At 48.6% G+C, this 23935-nt stretch carries 23 protein-coding genes, 1 tRNA gene and 2 pseudogenes; 7 read left to right on the top strand and 19 right to left on the bottom strand.

Going from position 1 to position 23935, the window contains the following annotated elements; genetic code table 11:
- Positions 1–12 precede the first annotated feature (12 nt).
- Genes HV350_RS19295 through ykfI form a run of 4 tightly spaced genes read left to right on the top strand, consistent with a single transcriptional unit; the run spans position 13 to position 1417 of the window.
- Complete coding sequence (locus tag HV350_RS19295; protein WP_000811693.1) at positions 13–489, top strand: RadC family protein; 477 nt, start codon at positions 13–15, stop codon at positions 487–489.
- An 8-nt stretch (positions 490–497) separates the two neighbouring features.
- Positions 498–725 (top strand): DUF987 domain-containing protein, encoded by a 228-nt coding sequence (locus tag HV350_RS19300; protein WP_008324517.1) that lies wholly within the window; start codon positions 498–500, stop codon positions 723–725.
- A 12-nt stretch (positions 726–737) separates the two neighbouring features.
- Entirely contained in the window at positions 738–1055 is a 318-nt protein-coding gene (locus HV350_RS19305) for a type IV toxin-antitoxin system YeeU family antitoxin (protein WP_008324516.1), read from the top strand.
- Between the two features lie 20 nt (positions 1056–1075).
- Positions 1076–1417, top strand: coding sequence for a type IV toxin-antitoxin system toxin YkfI (gene ykfI / locus HV350_RS19310; protein ID WP_008324514.1), 342 nt, complete (start codon positions 1076–1078; stop codon positions 1415–1417).
- 381 nt (positions 1418–1798) lie between these two features.
- Here the strand turns inward: ykfI and HV350_RS19315 are convergent.
- The 8 genes and pseudogenes from HV350_RS19315 to HV350_RS19350 all read right to left on the bottom strand — a co-directional run.
- Positions 1799–1874, bottom strand: a tRNA-Thr gene (locus HV350_RS19315).
- 165 nt (positions 1875–2039) lie between these two features.
- A complete protein-coding gene (locus HV350_RS19320) occupies positions 2040–2384 on the bottom strand; it encodes an isoprenylcysteine carboxylmethyltransferase family protein (RefSeq protein WP_249418018.1) in 345 nt (114 codons plus the stop codon).
- 313 nt (positions 2385–2697) lie between these two features.
- Positions 2698–4146 (bottom strand): EAL domain-containing protein, encoded by a 1449-nt coding sequence (locus tag HV350_RS19325; protein ID WP_181629147.1) that lies wholly within the window; start codon positions 4144–4146, stop codon positions 2698–2700.
- A gap of 342 nt (positions 4147–4488) precedes the next feature.
- The gene (locus HV350_RS19330; RefSeq protein ID WP_141874847.1) at positions 4489–4962 is read right to left on the bottom strand and encodes a hypothetical protein; all 474 of its coding nucleotides are present in this window, start codon (positions 4960–4962) and stop codon (positions 4489–4491) included.
- On the bottom strand, positions 4937–5668 hold the full coding sequence (locus tag HV350_RS19335; protein ID WP_141874846.1) for a winged helix-turn-helix domain-containing protein: 732 nt from the start codon (positions 5666–5668) through the stop codon (positions 4937–4939). Before HV350_RS19335 ends, HV350_RS19330 begins: the two co-directional genes overlap by 26 nt.
- A gap of 144 nt (positions 5669–5812) precedes the next feature.
- Positions 5813–6508 (bottom strand): fimbria/pilus periplasmic chaperone, encoded by a 696-nt coding sequence (locus tag HV350_RS19340; protein WP_181629150.1) that lies wholly within the window; start codon positions 6506–6508, stop codon positions 5813–5815.
- Complete coding sequence (locus HV350_RS19345; RefSeq protein WP_181629151.1) at positions 6505–8121, bottom strand: fimbrial protein; 1617 nt, start codon at positions 8119–8121, stop codon at positions 6505–6507. Before HV350_RS19345 ends, HV350_RS19340 begins: the two co-directional genes overlap by 4 nt.
- 4 nt (positions 8122–8125) lie before the next feature.
- A pseudogene (locus tag HV350_RS19350) lies at positions 8126–10198 on the bottom strand (CS1-pili formation C-terminal domain-containing protein); the annotation flags it as partial.
- A 57-nt stretch (positions 10199–10255) separates the two neighbouring features.
- Here HV350_RS19350 and HV350_RS19355 point away from each other — a divergent pair.
- Positions 10256–10953, top strand: a protein-coding gene (locus tag HV350_RS19355) for an IS1-like element IS1A family transposase (protein WP_103215986.1) whose coding sequence is annotated in 2 segments (ribosomal slippage) — positions 10256–10505 and positions 10505–10953 — 699 coding nt in all. Because the reading frame shifts where the segments join, the coding sequence is not laid out codon by codon here.
- A 16-nt stretch (positions 10954–10969) separates the two neighbouring features.
- Here HV350_RS19355 and HV350_RS19360 read toward each other — a convergent pair.
- The 6 genes and pseudogenes from HV350_RS19360 to proB all read right to left on the bottom strand — a co-directional run.
- A pseudogene (locus HV350_RS19360) lies at positions 10970–11395 on the bottom strand (fimbrial biogenesis outer membrane usher protein); the annotation flags it as partial.
- A 47-nt stretch (positions 11396–11442) separates the two neighbouring features.
- The gene (locus HV350_RS19365; protein ID WP_046276284.1) at positions 11443–12120 is read right to left on the bottom strand and encodes a hypothetical protein; all 678 of its coding nucleotides are present in this window, start codon (positions 12118–12120) and stop codon (positions 11443–11445) included.
- A 53-nt stretch (positions 12121–12173) separates the two neighbouring features.
- Positions 12174–12761, bottom strand: a complete 588-nt coding sequence (locus tag HV350_RS19370) for a common pilus major fimbrillin subunit EcpA (protein WP_181629153.1) — start codon at positions 12759–12761, stop codon at positions 12174–12176.
- Positions 12762–13356: 595 nt separating this feature from the next.
- Positions 13357–14076 (bottom strand): Crp/Fnr family transcriptional regulator, encoded by a 720-nt coding sequence (locus HV350_RS19375; protein WP_047498426.1) that lies wholly within the window; start codon positions 14074–14076, stop codon positions 13357–13359.
- 280 nt (positions 14077–14356) lie between these two features.
- Positions 14357–15610 carry a glutamate-5-semialdehyde dehydrogenase gene (gene proA / locus HV350_RS19380; protein WP_181629155.1) on the bottom strand — a complete coding sequence of 418 codons (1254 nt, stop codon included), beginning with the start codon at positions 15608–15610 and terminating at the stop codon, positions 14357–14359.
- 11 nt (positions 15611–15621) lie between these two features.
- Complete coding sequence (gene proB / locus HV350_RS19385) at positions 15622–16725, bottom strand: glutamate 5-kinase (protein ID WP_003031373.1); 1104 nt, start codon at positions 16723–16725, stop codon at positions 15622–15624.
- 289 nt (positions 16726–17014) lie between these two features.
- On the opposite strand from proB, the gene phoE reads away from it, so the two are divergent.
- Positions 17015–18070: a phosphoporin PhoE gene (phoE, locus tag HV350_RS19390; RefSeq protein WP_016151867.1), complete on the top strand. Its 1056-nt coding sequence runs from the start codon at positions 17015–17017 to the stop codon at positions 18068–18070.
- A 57-nt stretch (positions 18071–18127) separates the two neighbouring features.
- Here phoE and crl read toward each other — a convergent pair whose 3' ends face one another.
- The 3 genes from crl to gpt form a co-directional block, all read right to left on the bottom strand.
- Positions 18128–18529 (bottom strand): sigma factor-binding protein Crl, encoded by a 402-nt coding sequence (gene crl, locus HV350_RS19395; RefSeq protein ID WP_016151866.1) that lies wholly within the window; start codon positions 18527–18529, stop codon positions 18128–18130.
- Between the two features lie 57 nt (positions 18530–18586).
- Entirely contained in the window at positions 18587–19831 is a 1245-nt protein-coding gene (frsA, locus tag HV350_RS19400) for an esterase FrsA (RefSeq protein WP_016155767.1), read from the bottom strand.
- Positions 19832–19929: 98 nt separating this feature from the next.
- Positions 19930–20388, bottom strand: coding sequence for a xanthine phosphoribosyltransferase (gene gpt / locus HV350_RS19405; RefSeq protein WP_003031380.1), 459 nt, complete (start codon positions 20386–20388; stop codon positions 19930–19932).
- A gap of 261 nt (positions 20389–20649) precedes the next feature.
- On the opposite strand from gpt, the gene pepD reads away from it, so the two are divergent.
- On the top strand, positions 20650–22107 hold the full coding sequence (gene pepD / locus HV350_RS19410) for a cytosol nonspecific dipeptidase (RefSeq protein WP_016151863.1): 1458 nt from the start codon (positions 20650–20652) through the stop codon (positions 22105–22107).
- Positions 22108–22160: 53 nt separating this feature from the next.
- Here pepD and dinB read toward each other — a convergent pair whose 3' ends face one another.
- A complete protein-coding gene (gene dinB, locus HV350_RS19415) occupies positions 22161–23216 on the bottom strand; it encodes a DNA polymerase IV (RefSeq protein WP_047357632.1) in 1056 nt (351 codons plus the stop codon).
- Between the two features lie 66 nt (positions 23217–23282).
- Positions 23283–23924, bottom strand: a complete 642-nt coding sequence (locus HV350_RS19420) for a hypothetical protein (RefSeq protein ID WP_016151861.1) — start codon at positions 23922–23924, stop codon at positions 23283–23285.
- Positions 23925–23935 lie beyond the last annotated feature (11 nt).

Genomic DNA, 23935 nt, shown 5'->3' on the forward strand with positions numbered 1-23935 from the left:
AAGGAGCAACAGATGAAACAGCTTTCCTTTTTACCCGGCGAGATGACGCCACAGGACCGGCGTCTCATTCAGCGAGCGCTCAGGGCTCTGGACCGCCACCTGCATGAGCCCGGCGTAGCCTTCACCTCTACCCACGCCGTACGTGAATGGCTGCGACTGCATATGGCCGCGCTTGAGCGGGAAGAGTTCCGGGTGTTGTATCTGGACAACCAGAATCAGTTGATTGCCCATGAAACGCTCTTCACCGGCACGATTAACCGCACCGAGGTGCATCCCCGGGAGGTGGTCAAACGTGCTCTGCACTTCAACGCGGCGGCGGTGATACTCGCGCATAACCATCCTTCCGGCGAGACGACACCTAGCCAGGCCGACAAAACCCTCACGCAGCGACTGGTTCAGGTGCTTCAGCTGGTGGATATCCGTGTCCCTGACCATCTGATTGTCGGTGGCAGGCAAATCTATTCGTTCGCAGAACACGGTCTGTTGTGAGGTATGACATGAAAATTATCAGTAAACGCCGGGCAATGACGATATACCGCCAGCATCCTGAGTCCCGGATCTTTCGCTACTGCACCGGCAAATACCAGTGGCACGGTAGCGTCTGTCATTACACCGGCAGGGACGTTCCGGATATCGCCGGAGTCCTCGCGGTATACGCCGAACGCCGCCAGGACCGCAATGGGCCCTATACCTGCCTGATGAGCATCACCCTGAACTGGCAATAGTGGAGAACTGTAATGAGCAACCCTACCAGGGGCCTGCAGCGGGCTATCACGCCGCGCCTGGGAGCCCGTCTGGTGCAGGAGGGTAACCGACTGCACTATCTGGCTGACAGGGCCAGCATCACCGGCAGGTTCAGTGACACCGAATGCCGGAAGCTGGATGAAACATGCCCGCACTTTATCCGCCATATGGAGTCGATGCTAACCACCGGTGAACTCAGTCCCCAACACGCCCACTGCGTCACCCTGTACCACAACGGTTTCACCTGCGAAGCCGATACTCTTGGCAGTTGCGGCTACGTATACATCGCCATTTACCCCACTCAGAGTTAATTACCTTCACGAGAGTAAACATGAAAACTTTACCTGCAACAACTCAGCGGGCGGCGAAGCCCTGCCTGTCACCCGTGGCTGTCTGGCAAATGTTACTGACACGTCTGCTGGAACAGCACTATGGTCTGACAATAAACGACACGCCATTCTGCAATGAGGCTGTGATTAAGGAACACATCGATGCCGGTATCACCCTAGCCGATGCCGTGAATTTTCTGGTGGAAAAATACGAACTGGTGCGTATCGACAGGAAGGGATTTAACTGGCAGGAACAATCCCCTTATCTCCGGGCTGTAGACATTCTGCGAGCACGGCAGGCAACTGGCTTGTTGCGGCAAAGCCGTAACAACGTAGTACGATGAACATTGCGTACAACCTTCCCGATTTACATTTCTGAACTTCCTCCCTTGTTTACCTATTGCGTAATGCGCCTGCTACTACCCGGCAGGCGCGTTATCTTTTTACGGACAAACAATCATGCAACCAGAAGTTGAAGTATTAACCGATCATAATGAGCTAATTTGTTCGAGCTTTATTGAACACATTGCCAACACATTAAATTTAGGAGTAGTGTACAACTAAACCTGCAGCCAAGGATGTATAGTGAGCGAAGCCCTATCAGGCCTTTTTGGTCAGTAGATAAGATTGATCTTCGTTGATAGAATTTACTTACACCAGCTGTTACATTAAGATAATTTTTTGGTGGGAGAATGATAAGATCTTACGTAACAATTTGATTTTAATGGTGCCGATAATAGGAGTCGAACCTACGACCTTCGCATTACGAATGCGCTGCTCTACCAACTGAGCTATATCGGCCCTGAAAAGGACATGTCCACGAATGTGAGCACGGGGTAGAAGGTTAAAACTAACCGGGCGATGCGTCAATGGCCTTGCGAATCAAACGCCTATTTTTGCATCATCCGGTTTCAATTACGCACGAATCGTGTCGTTACAGGCATGCTTATACGCGGTCGGGTATTACTATAACCAGCGGCGAACGTGTTGTTCATAGCGCTCCCACTCCAGCCCGAAATGTTTTCGCAGTTGTTCCTCTTCAAAGTCGATATGCAATCTGGCAACCGCCAGCATAAACACCGGTACAGCCAGTACTCCAGTCAGGCTACCGATGCAAAGAGCAAAGGCCAACTGGAGTCCACTCATACCAAGGTAGATCGGGTTGCGGCTCCAGGCATAACATCCGCCGGTAACAAGCGTGGTCGACTTATGTGCATGCAGCGGATTCAGGGTCGTACGTTTCATCCGCATCTGCCACGCGGTATGCAATATCACCAACAGACTGACGCCGGCCAGCAATGCGCTTATCACGATATTCACCCCGCCGAATGTGAAACGCGGACTCGCCGTCAGCACATCCGCAACGAGAAAAAGTACTAAGATAAGAGGCGGCGGAAACCAGACTCTTAATTTTGTCAGGAAATGACGCATGGCCAGGAACTCACCTTGGAATCGGTTTAATTAACGCTGATACCGCTATAAATACCCCGTATTAGATACATAAACAAACGATGCCTCACTCACAACAGGCTATCGACTTCACCAGACAGGCGGGAGTTGTCGTACTCACCTCGACAAAAATACCTGCATCAGAGGCATCCGCCCCTGATGTTCCCGAAAGGCTTTACGTTGAGAAAGTAGAATCCGACGCTGATTCAAAAAAATCTAAAGACTGCTTGTAGTAACGCATAAAATCATCAAACGTCACTGGCGGTAAAAATTGATAACCCTGCAGGTAATCAACATTATTTTTCCCCAACCATTGCTGCTGATAGCCATATTCAACGCCCTCCGCCACCATGCGTAACCCCAGGAGTCCGGAAAGGTGAATGATTGACTCGAGCATAGGGATATGTTGCTCAACTTCTTTAATAGCTTTGATGAACATTTTATCAATTTTTATAACATCCAGGTCTAACTCATTGAGATAGCAAAGGTTAGCGTATCCCGTCCCAAAATCATCTAAAGCAAACAGAACCCCTCTGTTTCGCAACGATCGTATCAGCTCTTTGATTGCAGGAGTAATAGTGAGAGTCTGGTTTTCAGTTATTTCAATCATCAATTTTATCGGTAGCCTTTGCGTTATTTCCATAAAATTAAGACACTCCCAATAAAAGACGGGGTTACTTAAACCTGATGGACTCACATTAAAAGAGACGAATAAAGTTTTATTGAAATCCTCGCTTCCGCCGACCAGATTACGCGCGACGGCGTTCATTAAATAGCTCGTTAACTCATTCATTAAGCCACATTTTTCAGCCAGCGGTATAAACTCACGCTGAGAGATAGCATAATTATCCCCCTGTGGCCAACGAGCCAAAACCTCAACACCACAGACATCTTCGTTGATATTTACGATGGGTTGAAAATAAGGAATGATTTCTTCATTCCTTATTGCCATACTCAGTCGACCAGAATCTGAGACATCATATGCTTCGCCGTATATTACATTCTTACCAGAATGACTGTTCGTCGAGGAACCTTCATGCAATAGATTATTCCTGGTTAAAAAAATGATAGTTTCATTAAAATGAGAAAATCCCAGACGAGCGGTAATGCGTTCCCGATATCGATACACTGACTTAATTGTTATCGAGTTAGCATGACAAAAATCGTGCAATTTTTCCTTTGTGAAAGATGCATACAGCATTTTCTCTTCAAACTCAGTCAAATGAAAAGTAAATATCGCTGAACCTTTAGTGACTTCCACAACCTCATTGGGAGCCATTAGATTGGCTCTCAACTGAGAAATCAGCTGATCCGATAGTTCCCGTCCATTAATGAATGCATACTCCTCATATCCCCGATTAATAGAACGGTTTTCATTCATCCGAAGAACAATACAGTTTATATTGATAAACTGCGTGCTATTTCTCTGAAACCACTTCCTGACCTGGAATAATGGTAACCGGTTATCGATCACCAGTAAACAGGATGGATACCGTGGAATAATTGACTGTGAACCAGAAATAAATGCCCGCGCATCGACCAACACCAGATTTGGCAACCACGCTTTTATCCCTGAGAAAAGAAAAATATCATAACTGAGCAGAAAAACCTTTTTCGTATTCATAGTTACCACCAACTTAAATTTATGGCATGGCAGGTCCCTCGTTTTATACACGAGAGAATATACAACACCTTTAGCCTCCAGAAATTACAATGCAGTCCGCGAATCAACTTTATCCATAAGTCATCTCACGCAGTTTCAGAATTTATAATCACGATTATCCATATGAATATTACCATTAAATGTTAAGGCCATTTTAATTATTGAAAAAGGAAAAATCCTAATTCTTCATCAATACAAATCCTATTGCTCATTTTCACTGTAAGACAAAACAAAAAACCACGAACACTAAAAACGACAAAATATAAAACTAATAAAACCGTAAGGATAACATATTATTGTTACTTATGCTGCCCGACAAACCATTAACGTACGTCGCAGATCTCTGATCGCATAGACATTTTTGGCGATATGGATGATCTTATAATAAAAAATTTCCTGTCGTGACATGAGTTGTTCGGTAACGTCATCAGGAACATTATCATTTTTATTTTTAACAATAGCTACACGACGGGTCTGCAGGTAACCATCACGATCTTTACCAATAAAATTCAGGATAACATTACGATCTACAGCATAATTTTTACCCTGAATATTGAGGCTTCCTACCTGAGATACCCGCCCTTCGGTAGCAGAAGAAATACGAAAAACCAGCAGAACTTCACCTTCAATTTTTACCCCCTGAGTTTGCGCCTCCAGATGCAGGTAAGTTTTTGCCGAGCAGGTCAGCGTCTCAGGTTCTTGATGGCGATATAAAAAATATACTGTTATCGCTGCAAGAAAGATTGCCCCACTAATAAACAAAATTTTCACATTCACGGACAACCCCTCCTTTCTCTAACGTACAAATCCCAAGCAAATTCACTCTAAGATCATTGCCGGCTGATAAATTATTATCATCATAAAAAACAATTGTTTTCTTGCCATCATGACAAGCCGCATTTACTTTTCGCCACATATCAGAAGATAAAAATGCTTTCGTTTTATCAGCATTATTGTCATCGGCAGTATAAAGTTCACAATCATCTATTGCCCTGATATAGATAAAATTTTTGGAGCTTGAATTAAGTGCTGAAAATATAAAAATAGCGCTTCCAAGAAATGCAAATAATAAAATGAACAGAATAATATTTTTACGTTTTGGTCTTACGGATGAGTTCACCGTCTCAGTTACCGAACGCACAGTTTCATCTTCACAGGAAGATGACGATTCACCGCTGATCGAAGCATGGAACAAAAATCCCTGCCGGGGCAGCGTTTCAATGGGATTACCCGCCCCCAGCTCACTAAATGCTTTTCGCAAAATACTGATGCTTTTATTAAGACTATGACCCGATGGGGCCATGCCATGCTTTTTCCACACTTCTTCAATGATAAACTCGCGGTGGACTTGTTGATTTTTATGGGCAATGAATAGCTCAAGTAGTCTCGCGGTAGATGCCGAAAGAATTATTGTCGTATCGCGATGTTTCAGGCTTTTTCTGGTGGAATCATACTCAACCTGTTCATTAATTATACTGTTCATACTACCTGACTCTTAATTACCGTGACGTTGAGTGCAAATGACTAAAATTTCATCTGTGCCGAGCTGATTACTGCATTGTATAAAGACAGTTACAGTATAGGTTCGATATCTAACCATGACATATCGGATCAGAATTAATGCTTACTATTGATTGAGTTTGAAGCACCCCTGACCTACTGGTATGTATTTCTGCAATGCAACGATAAATTTCCGGTTTTTTGATTTCAAATCGCTACTACGCCAGGTTTCACCCGGCAACACATAACGCATGGTGGCTTCATCATCGGTTGAGTTGCACCCCAGGTGTACGATGATTTTAAAAAAAGTATTCCCGGTGTTTTTCAGTGTTCCGTTTGCCTCATCAATGGTGTAGGCCAGATTCATTTTTCTCGGGCGAACAACCAATATGGTGTCCATAGCGATCACCGGGAGAGCCTGCCCTCCTTTCCCTTGATTACGCTCGGTAAACAGCGTTATCGGCATTTCACGAAACAGAATTCGGTAATAGCGTTCTTTATCATCCTGCGGTCCACGGTAGAAAATCTTAAAAAACTCACTCGCCTGCGGAGCCAGTGAAAAATTCAGCGGCGTAAACAGAAGTTCGCCTTCAGCAATGGCACTTCTGTTTTCACCTCCCGGTCCAGGCTTATCAATTTTTACTGCGCCAATACTGTACAAATTCTGTTTCTGGCTATCGTTATAGATCCGTTTGCTGATAAATGATTTATCCGATGGCATCTCATAAATGGTCGACTCCAGGTAGACAGCCTGTGCAGAGAATATAGTCAACCCGGAAAGTAAGATAAATCCCCATCTAAACACCAAACGGCAGCGGTTCATGGCGTCACTCCCACCCAATTCGCCGTGACTTTTATCTCTCCACTGGCACTGACGACACCTTCCCAATCTGTTCCGGAAACAGTTAACATCGACCGTGAATCATTCATTGGGAAAAGCAATTTCAAATCAGTAGCATAATAGCTTCCATCATCATTGTTATTTGCGTCCCAGGGCGTCTGTTGCCACTGCGCATCGCTCATATTGATTGCTGCTTCACTACAGCTATTTCGTTTCTTCACCACACCCCCCGACTGACTGTTGTACTGCAGAAAGGCGGGGATTGGGACTGACAGCCCGCCTTGAGGGGAGGTAAACAGACAGTAAGGCACACTGTTTATCGTCGTACTTTCTCCAATAACTTGCGCGGTAATGCTATCAGCCTGACGAGGACCGGAGACTGTCACGGTGTAATCTATTTCTATAGGAGCGGCGTCGCCAATCGTGCCACTGCCGCTCGCAGAAGCGGTGTTGTCTGAAGAGACGATACTGATCCCATACTCCTTCGGCACAATATTGATCTGTAGCGAAGGCGTAAACTGGTAGTGCCCTGACTCAGGTGTTAAGCCATTATAAAAACCGAAGGTAAACGGTTGAGTGTTAGTAATGCTGATTCCTGAATCGACGAGTTTTTTCAGGAATACTTTTGACAGAAAAATATATATGTACTCTCCAGAGGTCGTGAAAACGTTGTAATAAGCAGTTGAAGTACCATAGTTATACCAGTTTGAACCATTCCCGGAGTATTTCACGGTGGCCGGTCCAGGCGTAAAACCAAGCATCGCCGTGTCGACATAAGCGCGAAACGTCAGGGAGGCGGTCAGATTGGCGGTTTGTTGCAGGTTATAACTCACCATTTTGCAAATCACGCCGTCAGCGCCGCCCACCACGCCAAGCTCACAATAACCAGAGTCTTTGGTGATGCTCGGCGTACCGTCGCTGGCAACCCAAAGCTCCTGAAATGCATTAGTCGATACCAGTGACAGATGACCGCGTTTGGTTAACGTATAATTGACGTAATTCCATAATCCTTTCGATTGATCTTTGCAACGTTGCCCGGAAGAATAATCATAATCCACGGAAGTATAACAACGGTTGAACACATAGGTTTCGCTGCTACCGGTAGGCACATTGCGAAAGTACTCATAGGCAGTATCCGTCAGGGAAGCGAATCCGTAGGCGCCACCAATAACACCTGCGACAGATCCCACCTGCGCATGATAAAAACCGTTTTTATCAGTGCCTTGCCCGGCAATAAATCCAGTTGATGGACACTGGCTGCCGCTATAACAACGGATCCCCCGAAAAGGCCCGTTAATCGGGGAATTATCAATCCACATGTCCTGATAATAATTTCCTGGCGCAGTCCAGATGACAAAACCTAAATACCCGAGACTCACCTGAGAGGTACCGTATTTTATCCACGTGTTTGAACCGCTGAAACGAGGGTCGAGTGCGGAGGGGGTGATAAAGTATTCACTATCAATGGCATTTTCAATAAACAAATAGTTATTACTGACTGAGCCGGAAGATACTGCATTCAAAGCCAAAGCAGGCGCAGGCGTGAAAATCCCCACGGCACAGATTACAGTAGCTACTTTAATTAATACTTTCATTTTATTACCTCTGCGCCATCGTGGTTTGCGTGGAACATTTCACATCACCAACCCACGCTGCGCCGCGTGCTTTTTCCAAATCGAGATCGGCTTCGCATAGGCTGCCATTGGCTGAAATTAGCGTGATGACTGGATATTTCTTATCGATATCGATAGCAAACTCCCCTTTTTCATCCGTACGCGTTTTACCGATGTGATTATGAATATCGGTGTTTGCAGCCAACTGCCCATCGGGATAACGAATACGCCCGAATACGGTGACCATACTTTTCACTTCAGGGTTGATAACACCCACGTTACCCGGATATAGCGTCAGTTCCTGTTTGCGCCCTGAAACAATATCAAAGCTGTCTTCAGAGTTTTTATCATTGAGGATCTCCAGCTTGTACTGAGCATAAGGCGGCAGTGCAATGAAATTTGATTTACCGCTGAGAAGATAATTTCGGTTATTAATCTTCGCAGCCAGTTTCCCTTCGCCGGTCAAATCGGTTTTCACAATAATGCCTGACCTTTGCCTCTCTTTACTCAGACCGAAATCTTTTCCTGCCCACGCCAGGGAACCTTGAGAAGAGAAGTTCATATTGGTGGAGTTGTCCGCAGAACGCGTTACCGATACGGTGCCGGCGTTATATTTCGTGTCATAACTCAGATTGCCGTTTACCGAATAATTATTGTCGTAATACTGCTCGCCACTCAGGCGTGTTGAAGCCGACAATCCGACAGATTTAATGGGGCCTTCAGCATACTGCTTGCGCGCGCTGAGATTACCCTGAGTGCTGCCATAGCGATCCCGGGAGACGCCCATGCTCATCCAGGACGCCAACGGCAACGATAAATCCAGGCTGACATAACGTTCCTGTCGCCCATCGTCATTCCGGTTGTTGTAGTAATAACGCTGAATACCTGCGCGCAACCCAACCGTGGCATACTTGCCTGAATAAAGGTTCGTGCTGTAGTCCAGGTTACGGTATTTATTTCCCGAGTAGCGATTCTCCGTCTGACTCACGGTAAGCGAGCCGCCATGAGGAATAAACTTTCCGAGGTTAAGAGTGCCACCAATGGAATAATTGTCACGCTCCTGCATGGGCAGACGGTCGCCAATTTTACTGTCTTCACGAGATGCCCAAAGGGAACCATATCCCTCGGGGATATTGAGATTGATATTACTGATGTTTCGCCATGACGAATCGTTCGCTACCAGCGTCTGATTGCCAATGCTTACGTATTCATTCACATTGAGTGTGACATCCGTTTCATTAACCGTATTGTTGCCAAAACCGTAGAGCGTAGATTTCAGGCCCAGCCCCGACAATATCGCCAGCGTCACCGATGCGGCACCGCCGGCAATCCAGGTCTGCTCATTGCCTAAATCCTGATAGTGGTTTCGCTTATAACTCACACGGTCATAATCCAGTGAGCCACCAAACAGTTGCCATGAGAGCTGATCAATTCCGGCTGCCTGTTGGCGGGCAAAGATTTTATTAACCCGACTGATACGACTATTAATTGTCCGGCCATTGACCACGATATCTACCGTGACATCATAAACACCATACGGGAAACGACTGGTATCAATTTCATAACTGCCCATATTAAAGTTCTGTACGCTGAGCAAACGCCCGTCACGAAATACATGAACCTCGCCAGCGGCTGGCAAAAATACGGTAATTGGCGTGAGCGAAAGCGAGGTATTCTCAACAACCGTACTTCCTTTGTTTCCGTAGCTTACGCCATAAATTTTCCCACCATTCAGCGCATTCAGGCTGGCAATAGACTGGACATTCCAGGTGTCGAGCATCCCGAGCGCCAGTCGATATCCGTCATAATCACGCTCATACATCGCGCGATAGAGTTTACTGGTGCTGTTGCTGTCGCCTATGCCGTAAAACGAACCGTTAATGTTGACATGGTGTTCACGCAGCGATGTTGTATTGTCCATCGTCAGATAGCTGCGGGTACTGCTGCCGTTATGATAATCGTTGTAGTAGGTGCCAAAGTTATAGTTCAGGACGTTAGAGAGAGTCTCCACGCTGGAAGGTCCAAGCAGGCTGCTGCGTGCGACAATCGCTTCAGTTAACGGGTGATGCTGCCAACTTACTGATTTAGTGTATGATGGTGTTTTTGAGGTGCTCCAGTGGCTTCTGTTTCTATCAGCTGTCCCTCCTGTTCAGCTACTGACGGGGTGGTGCGTAACGGCAAAAGCACCGCCGGACATCAGCGCTATCTCTGCTCTCACTGCCGTAAAACATGGCAACTGCAGTTCACTTACACCGCTTCTCAACCCGGTACGCACCAGAAAATCATTGATATGGCCATGAATGGCGTTGGATGCCGGGCAACTGCCCGCATTATGGGCGTTGGCCTCAACACGATTTTACGTCACTTAAAAAACTCAGGCCGCAGTCGGTAACCTCGCGCATACAGCCGGGCAGTGACGTCATCGTCTGCGCGGAAATGGACGAACAGTGGGGCTATGTCGGGGCTAAATCGCGCCAGCGCTGGCTGTTTTACGCGTATGACAGGCTCCGGAAGACGGTTGTTGCGCACGTATTCGGTGAACGCACTATGGCGACGCTGGGGCGTCTTATGAGCCTGCTGTCACCCTTTGACGTGGTGATATGGATGACGGATGGCTGGCCGCTGTATGAATCCCGCCTGAAGGGAAAGCTGCACGTAATCAGCAAGCGATATACGCAGCGAATTGAGCGGCATAACCTGAATCTGAGGCAGCACCTGGCACGGCTGGGACGGAAGTCGCTGTCGTTCTCAAAATCGGTGGAGCTGCATGACAAAGTCATCGGGCATTATCTGAACATAAAACACTATCAATAAGTTGGAGTCATTACCCAGTTAACGCATCTTTGCTGACAATCATCTCCAGGTGAAATGAAGAGACGTTGAGTTGCAGACGTGCATCATTCGATAGCTCGATGTTGGTGTTATCGTGAAACTTCACATCACGAATTTTTTCCACCAACGAGCGGGTTTTTCCAGATAACACGGCATTATTGGGCAATTCAGCAAGAGCCAGGGCTTTAACCGTAATATTGCCATCAACAAGGGAAATCACCGCATCGGCAACTTTTTGCTGACTTTTCTCATCAGTCTCGTTGTAACGAATATATACCGGCACCGTCATTCCCTGCTCCAGTGAACGGGCGAAAGCGCTGGGGATAACATAATTACCCACTTTTACTGGGGCTGCATGTGAAAATCCTGGTGTCAGCGCAAGAAAAAGACAAATGCTACCGCCGACAATATTTGTTGTTGTCATCTGCATCCTTACATTCCGGTAATTTTATTTATCCCTGCTATTGACCATCACTTCACTGTAATAAACTGCTTACCGTGCCAGATACCGATGCGTGAACGGCTATTACTAATGTCGGTAAACTGTAATTTTATTTTTGTACCCGGCATAATGTAATAACGTTCGCGACAGCCTCGTCCCCGATCGCGAGCCTTATCTTTACAAGCCCCATAGGCGATCACACGAAACGAAACATTGCCGGTATTAGTAATAACATCGCCATTTCGGCTATATTCAAAACGCTCCTTGCGCGGCGCGACTACCAGGATAGTGCCAATTTCAGCCGACGCTGTTGCAACAGCCATTTTATTCGCCCGGGTTTCCGCGCTCTCGGTGACCGGCTCATCTATCCATTGCAGACGATAATAACGCTCGACATCATCTGCAGGTCCTTTATAAAAGAAACGAAATACATCCTTCGCCTGGCCAGGAAGAATAAGATTGGCAGGTGTAGAGAGTAATTCTCCGGAATTAACGGGCTTTATTTCGATTCCCCCCGCCAAAGGTGATGACAATTGTTTTACCGAAACACTGACATAACGCGCCGCATCTGTCGTATTGATAATTTCTTTCGATAATGAACTCTCAGCAGAAGTCATGATCGATGTGATTTCACCAACATTAATTGCCCATCCGGGAAAAGATGCTACTAACCCTACCAACATCGCTGCCGGTAAATATTTTTTCATGACACCATTCCTGATAAATTCGGGAGAAAAAATTCTCCCGAATTTTTTATTACTTAGGCAGACGGAGTCGTCCAGGTTGCATTGAACTGTACTTTTACATCGCCAGTCCAATAGCCGTCTGGCAGTGCAGAGTAATCTGCTAGTGTCTGACTACCATCAGAAGTCGCTGACGCGATGGTGAATTTGAAGTTGGATTGATCGCTGACACGATCCGCACCGTTATAAGCGCCATCAGCCATCAAGCTTTCAAGACCAGAAGTGGAGCTGGAGTTAACAAGGACAGTATCTGATGAATTAGTCAGCGCAGTGCCATTCCATGCCACCCCTACGTTCAGGGTAGAAGCATCACCACTGGCGTTGATCAGAGTGTTACTAATAATCTGAGCAGTCAGTTCAAAATCAGTTGCCGTCTCCTGACCCTGAATCGTCACATCAAAAGCACCGTCCTGAGAGTTGAAGGCATTCAGCCCTTCAGCATACTGGAAAGTTAAAGAGTTCAGCGGGGTGACAACCAACATGCTGGTGGTATCTTTCGTTGCCGTCGCGTCCCACGAGGCTGTTGCAGAAGCAGTAACATCTGCCATTGCATTTGCTGCAACAAATACAGAAGCCAGAGATGTTACTAATAATATTTTTTTCATTTTATCTTCTCCTAAGAACAAACTCACCACCGAGTCTTATTATTAAGTCACTCCAGCGGTTCCATTAATTGCGAGCCAGAATTGCCGCGCCAAAAAATTATCATTTGGATTAAGTAACATCTCAACAAACCCTGAAACGTAAAAATTACAAAAAACTAAGAATTTTCCTATAAAAAACATTATCTAAGAAGTTTCCTAAGATATAATCACTTAAAATACGTACATTTTTAGAATTATTATCCCCGCGAACAATAAAAATCAAACAATTCATCTTTTTTATGTTTTTGATAAATATCAAAAAGATCATACAAATAGTCCAGGAGCAAAACCCTTACAAAACATAAAGATAATTAAAATCCACATACTCTCTCTATAATGCTTATTATTTGTTGCAATTATGCTAATTTTTTAACTTCACAAGAAAATTCTCATGAAATATTTATTTAAGGGGGAATATTCTTATAAAAATAGCGCTGACCTGTAGGATTATCATTCGAATTGATAATTATTCCACATAAATAAAACCAGGAATTTTCCATATAAAATGAATATCCCTGGAATATCAAGAGATAAATAACGCACGGCAAAGATAGGGTTAGCTGAAACCTTTTAACCCCAAATAACTATTAATTGTTACCGTACGGACCCGATGTAAGCTAATCAACTTTTGATGTTCGAGGGATTTTAATGAGCGGCTAACGGTTTCAATTTTAAGATCGAGATAACTGGCAATTTCCTCCCGCGAGAATGGCAAGCGAAGCGTCGTTTCAGGCCTGCCAATACGTAAATGCATTTCGTAAAACTCCACGAGGAAAGCAGCGATTCTGGCCTCAGCATGTTTATTGGCATAACGCCGTAGTTTTTCAACAATGAATCCATTGTCCCTGCAGAGAAACTTGATGACTGCCGCTGCAACCGACGGCTCCTTTTCTGCTGCCTTGAACAACCGCGCAATATCGATATGACATACCTCCGCAGCCGTTGCAGCCTTGATCGTTGTCAGATACTTCCCCCCCTCAACAGCATCCAGTGCCATGATGTCTCCCGGAACATAAAAGCGACTGATAAAATCGTTATCACCACATTCCACGCTGGACGTGCAGTACCCCTCGTGAATAACAAAAAGCATGTCCGCGGCTCCATCCTGCCGGGCGAGTATCTCCCCCGCTTTAAACTTCCTTCTTTTGTCTATTAATCGGTATTGATTATCACGATCAATCGCCGCTCCCTTTGGACACAGTGAACAATGGCGAGGGGGAAACGGGTTGCCGAGTGGCACAACAGGAATGCTATGTTTGTGAATATCCGATTTCACGCAACGACTCCTCATAAAAATGAGACTGATTCTAATAGATTGGACCATAGGAACAATACGTGAGCCGCAGACCCAGAAAATTCATGCTGGCAGGGAAAATTCTGTGATACGTCGTCTTTCAACGTCAGGGAGCGCCTGGGTAAAAACCAGACTGATGCGGATGATGATAAAACGCAGGATAGAAAACAAATACGGTAGCGGGGTAAAGAGTAGAATTAACCGGGCAATGCCTTAATAGACTTTAAAATCATAGACCTATTATGGCATCGCCCGTTTTCAATTACACACGAATCGTGTCGTCACCGAAGCCAACCCACTTATAGGTGGTCAGTGCTTCCAGACCCATTGGGCCACGCGCGTGCAGTTTTTGCGTACTCACAGCCACTTCCGCCCCCAGTCCGAATTGGCCGCCATCGGTAAAACGAGTAGAGGCGTTAACGTACACGGCAGAAGAGTCCACTTCATTCACGAAACGATCGGCGTTACGCAGGGTGCGCGTCAGGATGGCATCGGAATGCTGGGTCCCATGCTCGCGAATGTGGGTGATAGCATCGTCCAGATCGGTAACGATTTTAACGTTCAGATCCAACGACAGAAACTCGTCGTCATACTCTTCGGCTTTCACCGCAACCACGTTAGCGGGCCCTGCCTGCAATGTGGCCAGCGCGGTGTCGTCGGCATGCAGCGTGACGCCGCTTTGTGCCATCTGCTGGCTCAGCGCAGGCAGAAAACGCGCAGCGATATCCTGATGCACCAGCAGGGTTTCTACGGTGTTACAGGTGCTCGGACGCTGGGTTTTGGCGTTGACGATAATCTTCAGCGCCGGGTCGATCTCCGCGCTATCATCAACATAAATATGACAAACCCCAATGCCGCCGGTGATGACCGGGATAGTCGACTGCTCACGGCACAGCTTATGCAGACCCGCGCCACCGCGAGGGATCAGCATATCAATGTACTTATCCATACGCAGCATTTCAGCGACCAGCGCGCGGTCCGGGTTATCTATCGACTGCACGGCTGCAGCGGGTAAACCACAGGCTTCCAGCGCCTTTTGGATAACCGCCACGGTTGCCGCATTCGTCCGGTACGTCTCTTTCCCACCGCGCAGGATCGCCGCATTACCGGTTTTCAGGCACAGGGAAGCAACGTCAACGGTGACATTTGGACGCGCTTCATAAATCACGCCAATCACGCCTAGCGGAACGCGACGACGTTCGAGACGCAGGCCGCTATCCAGCAGACCGCCATCAATCACCTGCCCGACCGGGTCGGCGAGATTACATACCTGACGCACATCGTCGGCAATCGCTTTCAGACGCGCCGGAGTCAGCGCCAGGCGGTCGAGCATCGCGTCGCTCAGGCCGTTGGCTCGCGCTTGCTCAACATCTTGTACGTTCGCGCTGAGGATGCTTTCCGTTTGCGCTTCCAGCTCATCAGCTATCGTTTCCAGTACGCGGTTTTTTTCGCGACTGGAGAGCAGCGCCAGCTTGTATGACGCAGCTTTGGCAGCAATGCCCATTTGTTCCAGCATATGCCTGTTCCTTAACGGGTAATCATGTCGTCGCGATGGACAGCAACCGGACCGTATTCGTAGCCCAGGATGGTGTCGATCTGTTGTGAGTGATGTCCGGCAATACGGCGCAGCGCATCGCTGTTATAGCGGGTAACGCCGTGGGCAATATCGCGCCCTTCGAGATTGCAGATGCGGATCACTTCACCACGAGAGAAGTTGCCTGTCACGCTTTTAATGCCTTTTGGCAGTAATGAACTGCCACGCTCCAGAATCGCTGCGGTCGCACCCTCATCAACGGTAATTTCCCCGGCAGGCGGTGCGCCGAAGATCCAGCGTTTACGGTTCTCCAGCGGAGAGGCCTGTGCATGGAAACGCGTCCCAACGGAAACGCCTTCCATCACGTCGCCAATTACGCCCGGCTTGCTGCCTGCGGCAATAATGGTGTCAATCCCGGCGCGGCATGCAACATCAGCGGCCTGCAGTTTAGTCCCCATACCACCGGTTCCCAGACCCGAGACGCTATCACCGGCAATGGCGCGCAGCGCATCATCAATACCGTGAACGTCTTTGATCAGCTCAGCCTGCGGGTTGGTGCGCGGATCGGCGGTAAACAGCCCTTGCTGATCGGTCAGCAGCAGCAGCTTATCGGCCCCGGCCAGAATCGCCGCCAGCGCAGAAAGGTTGTCGTTATCACCGACTTTAATTTCGGCGGTCGCTACGGCGTCGTTCTCATTAATGACAGGAACGATGTTGTTATCCAGCAGCGCGCGTAGCGTATCGCGGGCGTTAAGGAAGCGCTCTCTGTCTTCCATATCCGCACGCGTTAGCAGCATCTGTCCGATGTGAATACCGTAAATCGAGAACAACTGTTCCCACAGTTGAATCAATCGGCTCTGCCCTACCGCCGCCAACAGCTGTTTCGAGGCTATCGTTGCCGGGAGCTCAGGGTAACCCAGATGCTCACGTCCGGCGGCAATCGCGCCCGAGGTAACGATAACAATACGATGCCCTGCGGCATGGAGCTGCGCACACTGGCGAACCAGTTCTACGATATGGGCGCGGTTCAGGCGGCGCGATCCGCCCGTTAACACACTGGTGCCAAGTTTTACCACCAGCGTCTGGCTGTCACTCATGATTCTCTGCCATTCAAAATTGGGGAAAATGATATCAAACGAACGTTTTAGCAGGACTGGCCCCGGTTGCCAACAACCAGCGTACAAAGCATGAAATTTTATTGCGCAGGATCAGCAAGCGTAGCGGCAGATTTTGACACATTTATTACAGAAACAAAAAAACATCCTTTTTTAAAAATATTCTTACTTTGTCATAAAACGTTCATTACCAGACGTTAAAAACCCTCCTGTCTTTTAACGGGGATCACACCCAGTGAATATTAGCGCGTACTTTTAATCAGGAATGAAAATGAAAAAGAGCACTCTGGCATTAGTGGTGATGGGTATTACTGCGTCGGCATCCGTACAGGCAGCGGAAGTGTATAACAAGAACGGTAATAAACTGGACCTGTACGGCAAAGTAAAAGCCATGCATTACATGACGGATTATGACAGCAAAGACGGCGACCAGAGCTATATCCGTTTAGGTTTTAAAGGCGAAACGCAAATTAACGATGAACTGACGGGATATGGCCGCTGGGAAGCAGAGTTCGCCGGCAATAAAGCCGAAAGCGACTCTAACCAGCAAAAAACCCGTCTGGCCTTTGCCGGTCTGAAATTAAAAAACCTTGGCTCGTTTGATTACGGTCGTAACCTCGGCGCGCTGTACGATGTGGAAGCGTGGACCGATATGTTCCCGGAATTCGGCGGCGACTCCTCCGCGCAGACCGATAACTTTATGACCAAACGCGCCAGCGGCCTGGCGACCTACCGTAACACCGACTTCTTCGGCGTCGTGGATGGTCTGGATCTCACCCTGCAATACCAGGGGAAAAATCAGGACCGCGATGTGAAAAAACAAAACGGCGACGGTTTTGGTACTTCCGTTACCTATGATTTTGGCGGCAGCGATTTCGCGGTGAGCGGTGCGTATACCAACTCCGATCGTACCAACCAACAGAATCTGCAAACGCGCGGGACTGGCGATAAAGCAGAAGCCTGGGCAACCGGTTTAAAATATGATGCTAACGATATTTATATTGCGACGTTCTATTCTGAAACGCGCAATATGACGCCAATTTCCGGCGGCTTCGCCAATAAAACACAGAACTTCGAAGCGGTAGTTCAGTACCAGTTTGACTTTGGTCTGCGTCCGTCACTGGGTTATGTGCTGTCAAAAGGGAAAGATATTGAAGGCGTAGGCAATGAGGATCTGGTGAATTATATCGACGTTGGCGCAACATACTATTTCAACAAAAATATGTCCGCGTTTGTCGATTATAAAATCAACCAGCTCGATAGCGACAATAAACTGGGCATCAACAATGATGATATCGTTGCTGTCGGTATGGTTTATCAGTTCTGATGTAGCATAAAAAAATGCCGGATGGGGTTGCGCCGCCATCCGGCATTTTACTGTTCATTATGCCGTTAATTTAACCGGTTCATCGTTAAAATCGTCAGCAGGCTCCAGCGCCAGATTCAGCGACGTTAACAACCCACGTAATTTTTCATGAAATTCACGTAAGGTGTATTCCAGTCGCTCTACCACTTCAGTCTCTTTCACCGGCACCGCAGTCCAGTTCCCGTCTTTATCGAACAAGCCAAACTGGTAGCTGTACGTGAAGCGTTTTTCCTGCGCCTCCAGTTCCATCCACCAGCCCCAAAACTCGCGTTTTTCTGGGGCGGGTTTCACATTGACGCAAACAGCCAGACAATCGAAAAAAAACCGATTATCTTCGCACTGCCCTTCCCGGATGTACGGGCCAAGCGCGGTGAATTTCTTGATCAATCTACTTTTCGGATGCCCACTCGGTAACGTCATTACGATCTCCTTAGGTGAAGCACCTGTTTTACCAAATCGATAAAATTTAGCAAACTTTTAACACAATCTCTGATTGATCCAACCGGTTATTTCCTGCAGCCCTTTGTCAAAATTGCGATACACCGGGTTGAATGGAATCTCCAGCAGCTTACCGTCAGAAGATGAAGATGTGATTAAACGCGACTCCTCTTCCGGGCTAAACGGATCGTTTTTCCAGAACCCCGACAGCATTGGCGTCGGGCAGCGTCGGCCCAGCAGGCCCTGCACTTTTAATGAATAGCGATTAAGCTCAACGCGCAACGCTTCATCGGATGCGTCGTGCATCCCCAAACGACTGGCCAGAACGTCAAGGTACATTTCCGGGACGCTTGCCTGGCGCTGCGGGTCGCTAAGCAGCGCATGAACCACCGGCCCTAAACAGGCCACCGCCTTCAGACGTGATGATTCCAGATACGCCAGGCGTACCGCCACGTTGGCGCCAAAACGGAAGCCGAAGGCCGCCACACGGGTGTGATCCACCCACGGAACATTCGGCAGCGCTTTTAATACGTGCTGGTGCAGCAGGCTCGAGTCCTGGGTCAGTTTCCATTTTGACGAGAACCCAACCGACGGCATATCCAGCGTCAGCATGGCAATACCGCGCGGGGCAAAGTAGCGCTCATACAGAGTGTAATAATCCGTTTGCATGGAATCGAGGCCTCCGCACATCAGCACCGTCGGGAACGGACCGTCGCCTTTTGGCATATGCAGGAAGCCGGTAATCGGCGCGCCGCCGGTAACGGCAAATTCCATCTCACGCAGCGTGCCCGGCAGACGCTGTGCGGCCTCTTCATAGGCGCGATTGGCCAGAGCCTGCGCCTGCTCTGCCAGCTCATCGCCTTTTAAGTGCGGATAAGCGGCGATGTTGTAGAGCGTGGAAGCATGCAGCCAGTGGCGTCCGCTCACCTGCGGATCCTCTTCCATAGAGGCTTTCTGTTGCCAGTCCATCGCCTGCTTCGCCCACTCGTAAATCCAGTTTCCGCCGCGATAGCCGATAACCGTGTCGTAGAGCTCTTTATCAGTGCGTTCGGCTTCGCTCATGACGATACGTGCCTGCACTTCGAGGATTTCGCGCGGATCGACGCCACGCCAGATCCACATCAGGCGGTTCACCATGCGGTACCAGTGCGGGATGGTTTTGCCATCCAGGGTCGATTGTACGGACGGCTGCGCGCCGTGATTAAAACGACGAACCAGCGTTGACGTTTCAGGGTGTTTGAAGCGGGGTTTAAACAGGACTTCGCTGAGGTTAGCCTGTGACATGATTGCAGCCTCCATGAGTACTCACTAAGGCATAGTGTAACCTGACACAGCACAAAAAGAACAACGCCCGACAGTGCGGGCGTTGAAAACTTTTTAGATTAGCGACCCGAGATCGGCGGAACGAACACTACGCCCATATCCCACGGCTGCTCAATCCAGGTATCCTGAGGGATATCAACAACATAATCATTCACCAGCGGGCGACCTGCCGGCTTAGCGAAAATAGTGACGAAATGCGCTTTAGGGTACATTTCGCGGATCGCTACGGCGGTACCACCGGTGTCAACCAGGTCATCAATTACGATGAAACCTTCACCGTCGCCTTCGGCACGCTTCAGCACTTTCAGTTCGCGCTGGTTGTCGTGATCGTAGCTGGAGATGCATACGGTATCGACATGACGAATACCCAATTCACGCGCCAGCAATGCGCCCGGCACCAGACCACCACGGCTAACGGCAATAATGCCTTTCCATTGTTCAGAAGGCATCAGGCGGCTTGCCAGTTTACGTGCATGGATCTGCAACATGTCCCAGGTGACGACGTATTTTTCGCTCATGTGAAGTGTCCCAGCCTGTTTATCTACGGCTTAAAAAGTGTTCGAGGGGGAAATAGGTTGCGCGAGATTATAGAGATCTGACGCACTAAAAACCAGTGTTTCGCGGAATCCGCGCCTCTTTTTGCATGCTTTATGCTAGCCGTCAGCGGAGAAAGTGGTATTCTCAATCGCATCGCGCAAGCCTGACTTGTGATGTTTTTAATTCTGCTAACCCTGTGGCCTGCAAGCAAGTTTTGTAGGACATCGCCAAGGAGACTCAACGTGTCTGAACTGTCTCAGTTATCCCCGCAACCGCTGTGGGATATTTTTGCCAAAATCTGTTCTATTCCTCATCCGTCCTACCATGAAGAGCAGCTCGCTGAACACATTCTGAGCTGGGCCCAAGAGAAAGGTTTCCACGTCGAGCGCGATCAGGTCGGTAATATCCTGATTCGCAAACCCGCTACCGCAGGAATGGAAAACCGCAAGCCGGTCGTTCTGCAAGCGCACCTGGATATGGTCCCGCAGAAAAATAACGACACCGTGCACGACTTCACTAAAGATCCTATCCAGCCTTATATTGACGGCGAATGGGTAAAAGCCCGTGGCACCACGCTGGGTGCGGATAACGGCATCGGTATGGCGTCCGCACTGGCCGTTCTGGCTGATGACAACGTGGTACACGGTCCGCTCGAAGTGCTGCTGACCATGACCGAAGAAGCAGGTATGGATGGCGCGTTTGGTCTGCAGGCTAACTGGCTGCAGGCAGATATTCTGATCAATACCGACTCTGAAGAAGAAGGTGAGATCTATATGGGTTGCGCAGGCGGTATCGACTTTACCTCTAACCTGCCGCTGTCCCGTGAAGCAATCCCGGCTGGCTTCCAGAGCTTTAAGCTGACGTTGAAAGGCCTGAAAGGCGGTCACTCCGGTGGCGAAATCCACGTTGGTCTCGGTAACGCTAACAAGCTGCTGGTACGCTTCCTGGCGGGTCACGCTGAAGAGCTGGATCTGCGTCTGGTTGATTTCAACGGCGGTACGCTGCGCAACGCGATTCCGCGTGAAGCCTTTGCCACCCTCGCCGTGGCGGCAGATAAAGTTGATGCGTTAAAAGCGCTGGTCAACACCTACCAGGAAATCCTGAAAAACGAACTGGAAGCCAAAGAGAAGAACCTGGCTCTGCTGCTGGATGCCGTGACTCACGACAAAGCCGCGCTGACCACTCAGTCTCGCGACAGCTTCGTACGTCTGCTGAACGCCACCCCGAACGGTGTTATCCGCAACTCCGACGTAGCCAAAGGCGTGGTTGAAACCTCCCTGAACGTCGGCGTTGTAACCATGACTGACGACAACGTTGAAATTCACTGCCTGATCCGTTCCCTGATCGACAGCGGTAAAGACTACGTGGTAAGCATGCTGGATTCACTGGGTAAACTGGCTGGCGCGAAAACCCAGGCCAAAGGCGGATACCCTGGCTGGCAGCCGGATGCTAACTCTCCGGTTATGCACCTGGTTCGCGAAACCTACCAGCGTCTGTTCAACAAAACGCCAAACATCCAGATCATTCACGCCGGTCTGGAATGTGGTCTGTTCAAGAAACCGTATCCGGAAATGGACATGGTTTCCATCGGGCCAACCATCACCGGTCCGCACTCCCCGGATGAGCAGGTTCATATCGAAAGCGTTGGTCACTACTGGACGCTGCTGACTGAACTGCTGAAGTCGATTCCGGCGAAGTAAGATTCTGCGCTAAATGCCGGATAGCGCTGCGCTTATCCGGCAATCCATCAGAGTCACAGCCCCAACAGCAGCTGTCTTTCCAGTTGGGGATCCAGCAGCGTGACGTGTAATCCCACCAGCCTCACGCCTCGCCCTCCCCGACGTTCTTCCCAGGTTTTACGCGCCGTCGCAATTAAGTCATCTTTATTTAAGCGCGGCCAGACGTGCTCCTGCGTGGTCTGCTGAAAATCATTAAACTTGAGTTTTATCCCCTGGCGAGCGATAAGGAGATCCGGCTTTACCTTGGCCAGACGCCGTTCCAGTTCGGGATAAAGCCGCTCAATAATCGCCTCGCATTCTGACCACTCATGAATATCTTCCGCCAGCGTGCGCTCCACGCCGACGGATTTGCGCAGTCTGTCATTGTTAACGTCCCGCTCGTCAATGCCCTGGCTTCGCTCCCACAGCACGCGACCAAACTTACCAAAACGTTTGAGCAGCATTGCCAGGTCGTATTTTTGAACATCCTCGCAGGTACGCAATCCCATTGATTCCAGCTTCGCGGCGGAGACTTTGCCGACGCCGGGAATTTTGCCGAGCGGTAACGTTTTGAGAAATTCAGGAACATCGGCAGGGGTAATCACATATTGCCCGTTGGGCTTGTTGAGATCGGAGGCTATTTTTGCCAGAAATTTAACCGGCGCAATCCCGGCAGAAGCGGTTAGCTGCAGCTCGTTAAAAATCGTCTGGCGGATCTCCTGGGCGATCAGCGTGGCAGAACCGTGGCAGTAGGTGCTGTCGGTTACATCCAGATAGGCTTCATCCAGCGACAGGGGTTCAATCAGCGAGGTATAGCGGGAGAAAATCGCCTGAATCTGGCGGGAGGCTTCTTTGTAGGCCTCGTAGCGACCGGGTAATAAGGTAAGATGCGGGCATAGCTTTAACGCCATTCCCGTTGGCATCGCGCTACGCACGCCAAATTTGCGCGCCGGGTAATTGGCTGTACTGATAACCCCCCGGCGCTCCCGGCTGCCGCCGATGGCAATAGGGATGTCACGCAGAGCGGGGTTATCGCGCATTTCCACCGCTGCGAAAAAGCAGTCCATATCAACATGTATGATTTTGCGCATCACTCGCCTCCCACAACACTGTTTAAGTATACAGTATTTTTATAGTGTGAGAAGTATGATTATTCCTTACGCCGGACCATTCATGACGAAGCGGGCATCGCACAGGTAACGCACAATATCCTTTTTCGTATGTTCTGCGGGATTACCCGCCGTACTGACAAACAGTTTATTCACTTTGCGAACATTTGCCCGCAGCAGTTTTTCGATTGTCATCAGGCGGAAGGCATCATTTTCAACGCAGAAAAGTTCGTAGTCGCCTAGACGTTCACCACAAATTTCACAGTGATTCATCCAGTAACGTAGCCCGGTGGTTTTACTTTTATCGAGGTAGTAATTGCTGGCTTTGATGTTCTTTTTTATCTCTTCAGGCAGAGAATTAATGTGGAACAAAAAGCTGTTACGCCTGACCGACTGCCAGCCCTGACCATCCTGATTTTTCTTAATAAAGCGGGTAAACATCACGCCATGGATGCGGGTAATTTGGTGGCAGCTCCAGCAGTGCATCTTCGAGGTAATCACCAGATAGTACGGCGCGACAATATTAAAATTGTCGGTGTCGTAGACATAGTCACGAAGCGCCCCGTTTAGCTCGTGGGGTTCGGTGTACCAGATACCTGAGACCTTGTCGAAATGCGCCCCCTGACAGGCTACATCGGTGACGTTATCAGTATGAATCTCCAATGGAATAATATGGGTTACATCTATCACATTGCCTTCCT

The organism is Citrobacter sp. RHBSTW-01013 (assembly GCF_013781985.1).
Taxonomy (GTDB): domain Bacteria; phylum Pseudomonadota; class Gammaproteobacteria; order Enterobacterales; family Enterobacteriaceae; genus Citrobacter; species Citrobacter braakii.

What these genes read in the sequence shown, in the direction of transcription:
- ykfI (WP_008324514.1), top strand. Translation starts at nt 1,076, where the DNA reads ATGAAAACTTTACCTGCAACAACTCAGCGGGCGGCGAAGCCCTGCCTG.
- proA (WP_181629155.1), bottom strand. Translation starts at nt 15,610, where the DNA reads ATGCTGGAACAAATGGGCATTGCTGCCAAAGCTGCGTCATACAAGCTG.
- crl (WP_016151866.1), bottom strand. Translation starts at nt 18,529, where the DNA reads ATGACGTTACCGAGTGGGCATCCGAAAAGTAGATTGATCAAGAAATTC.
- HV350_RS19345 (WP_181629151.1), bottom strand. Translation starts at nt 8,121, where the DNA reads ATGAAAGTATTAATTAAAGTAGCTACTGTAATCTGTGCCGTGGGGATT.
- phoE (WP_016151867.1), top strand. Translation starts at nt 17,015, where the DNA reads ATGAAAAAGAGCACTCTGGCATTAGTGGTGATGGGTATTACTGCGTCG.
- HV350_RS19300 (WP_008324517.1), top strand. Translation starts at nt 498, where the DNA reads ATGAAAATTATCAGTAAACGCCGGGCAATGACGATATACCGCCAGCAT.
- HV350_RS19340 (WP_181629150.1), bottom strand. Translation starts at nt 6,508, where the DNA reads ATGAACCGCTGCCGTTTGGTGTTTAGATGGGGATTTATCTTACTTTCC.
- proB (WP_003031373.1), bottom strand. Translation starts at nt 16,725, where the DNA reads ATGAGTGACAGCCAGACGCTGGTGGTAAAACTTGGCACCAGTGTGTTA.
- HV350_RS19305 (WP_008324516.1), top strand. Translation starts at nt 738, where the DNA reads ATGAGCAACCCTACCAGGGGCCTGCAGCGGGCTATCACGCCGCGCCTG.
- HV350_RS19325 (WP_181629147.1), bottom strand. Translation starts at nt 4,146, where the DNA reads ATGAATACGAAAAAGGTTTTTCTGCTCAGTTATGATATTTTTCTTTTC.
- HV350_RS19365 (WP_046276284.1), bottom strand. Translation starts at nt 12,120, where the DNA reads ATGAAAAAATATTTACCGGCAGCGATGTTGGTAGGGTTAGTAGCATCT.
- HV350_RS19335 (WP_141874846.1), bottom strand. Translation starts at nt 5,668, where the DNA reads ATGAACAGTATAATTAATGAACAGGTTGAGTATGATTCCACCAGAAAA.
- frsA (WP_016155767.1), bottom strand. Translation starts at nt 19,831, where the DNA reads ATGTCACAGGCTAACCTCAGCGAAGTCCTGTTTAAACCCCGCTTCAAA.
- HV350_RS19370 (WP_181629153.1), bottom strand. Translation starts at nt 12,761, where the DNA reads ATGAAAAAAATATTATTAGTAACATCTCTGGCTTCTGTATTTGTTGCA.
- HV350_RS19295 (WP_000811693.1), top strand. Translation starts at nt 13, where the DNA reads ATGAAACAGCTTTCCTTTTTACCCGGCGAGATGACGCCACAGGACCGG.
- gpt (WP_003031380.1), bottom strand. Translation starts at nt 20,388, where the DNA reads ATGAGCGAAAAATACGTCGTCACCTGGGACATGTTGCAGATCCATGCA.
- dinB (WP_047357632.1), bottom strand. Translation starts at nt 23,216, where the DNA reads ATGCGCAAAATCATACATGTTGATATGGACTGCTTTTTCGCAGCGGTG.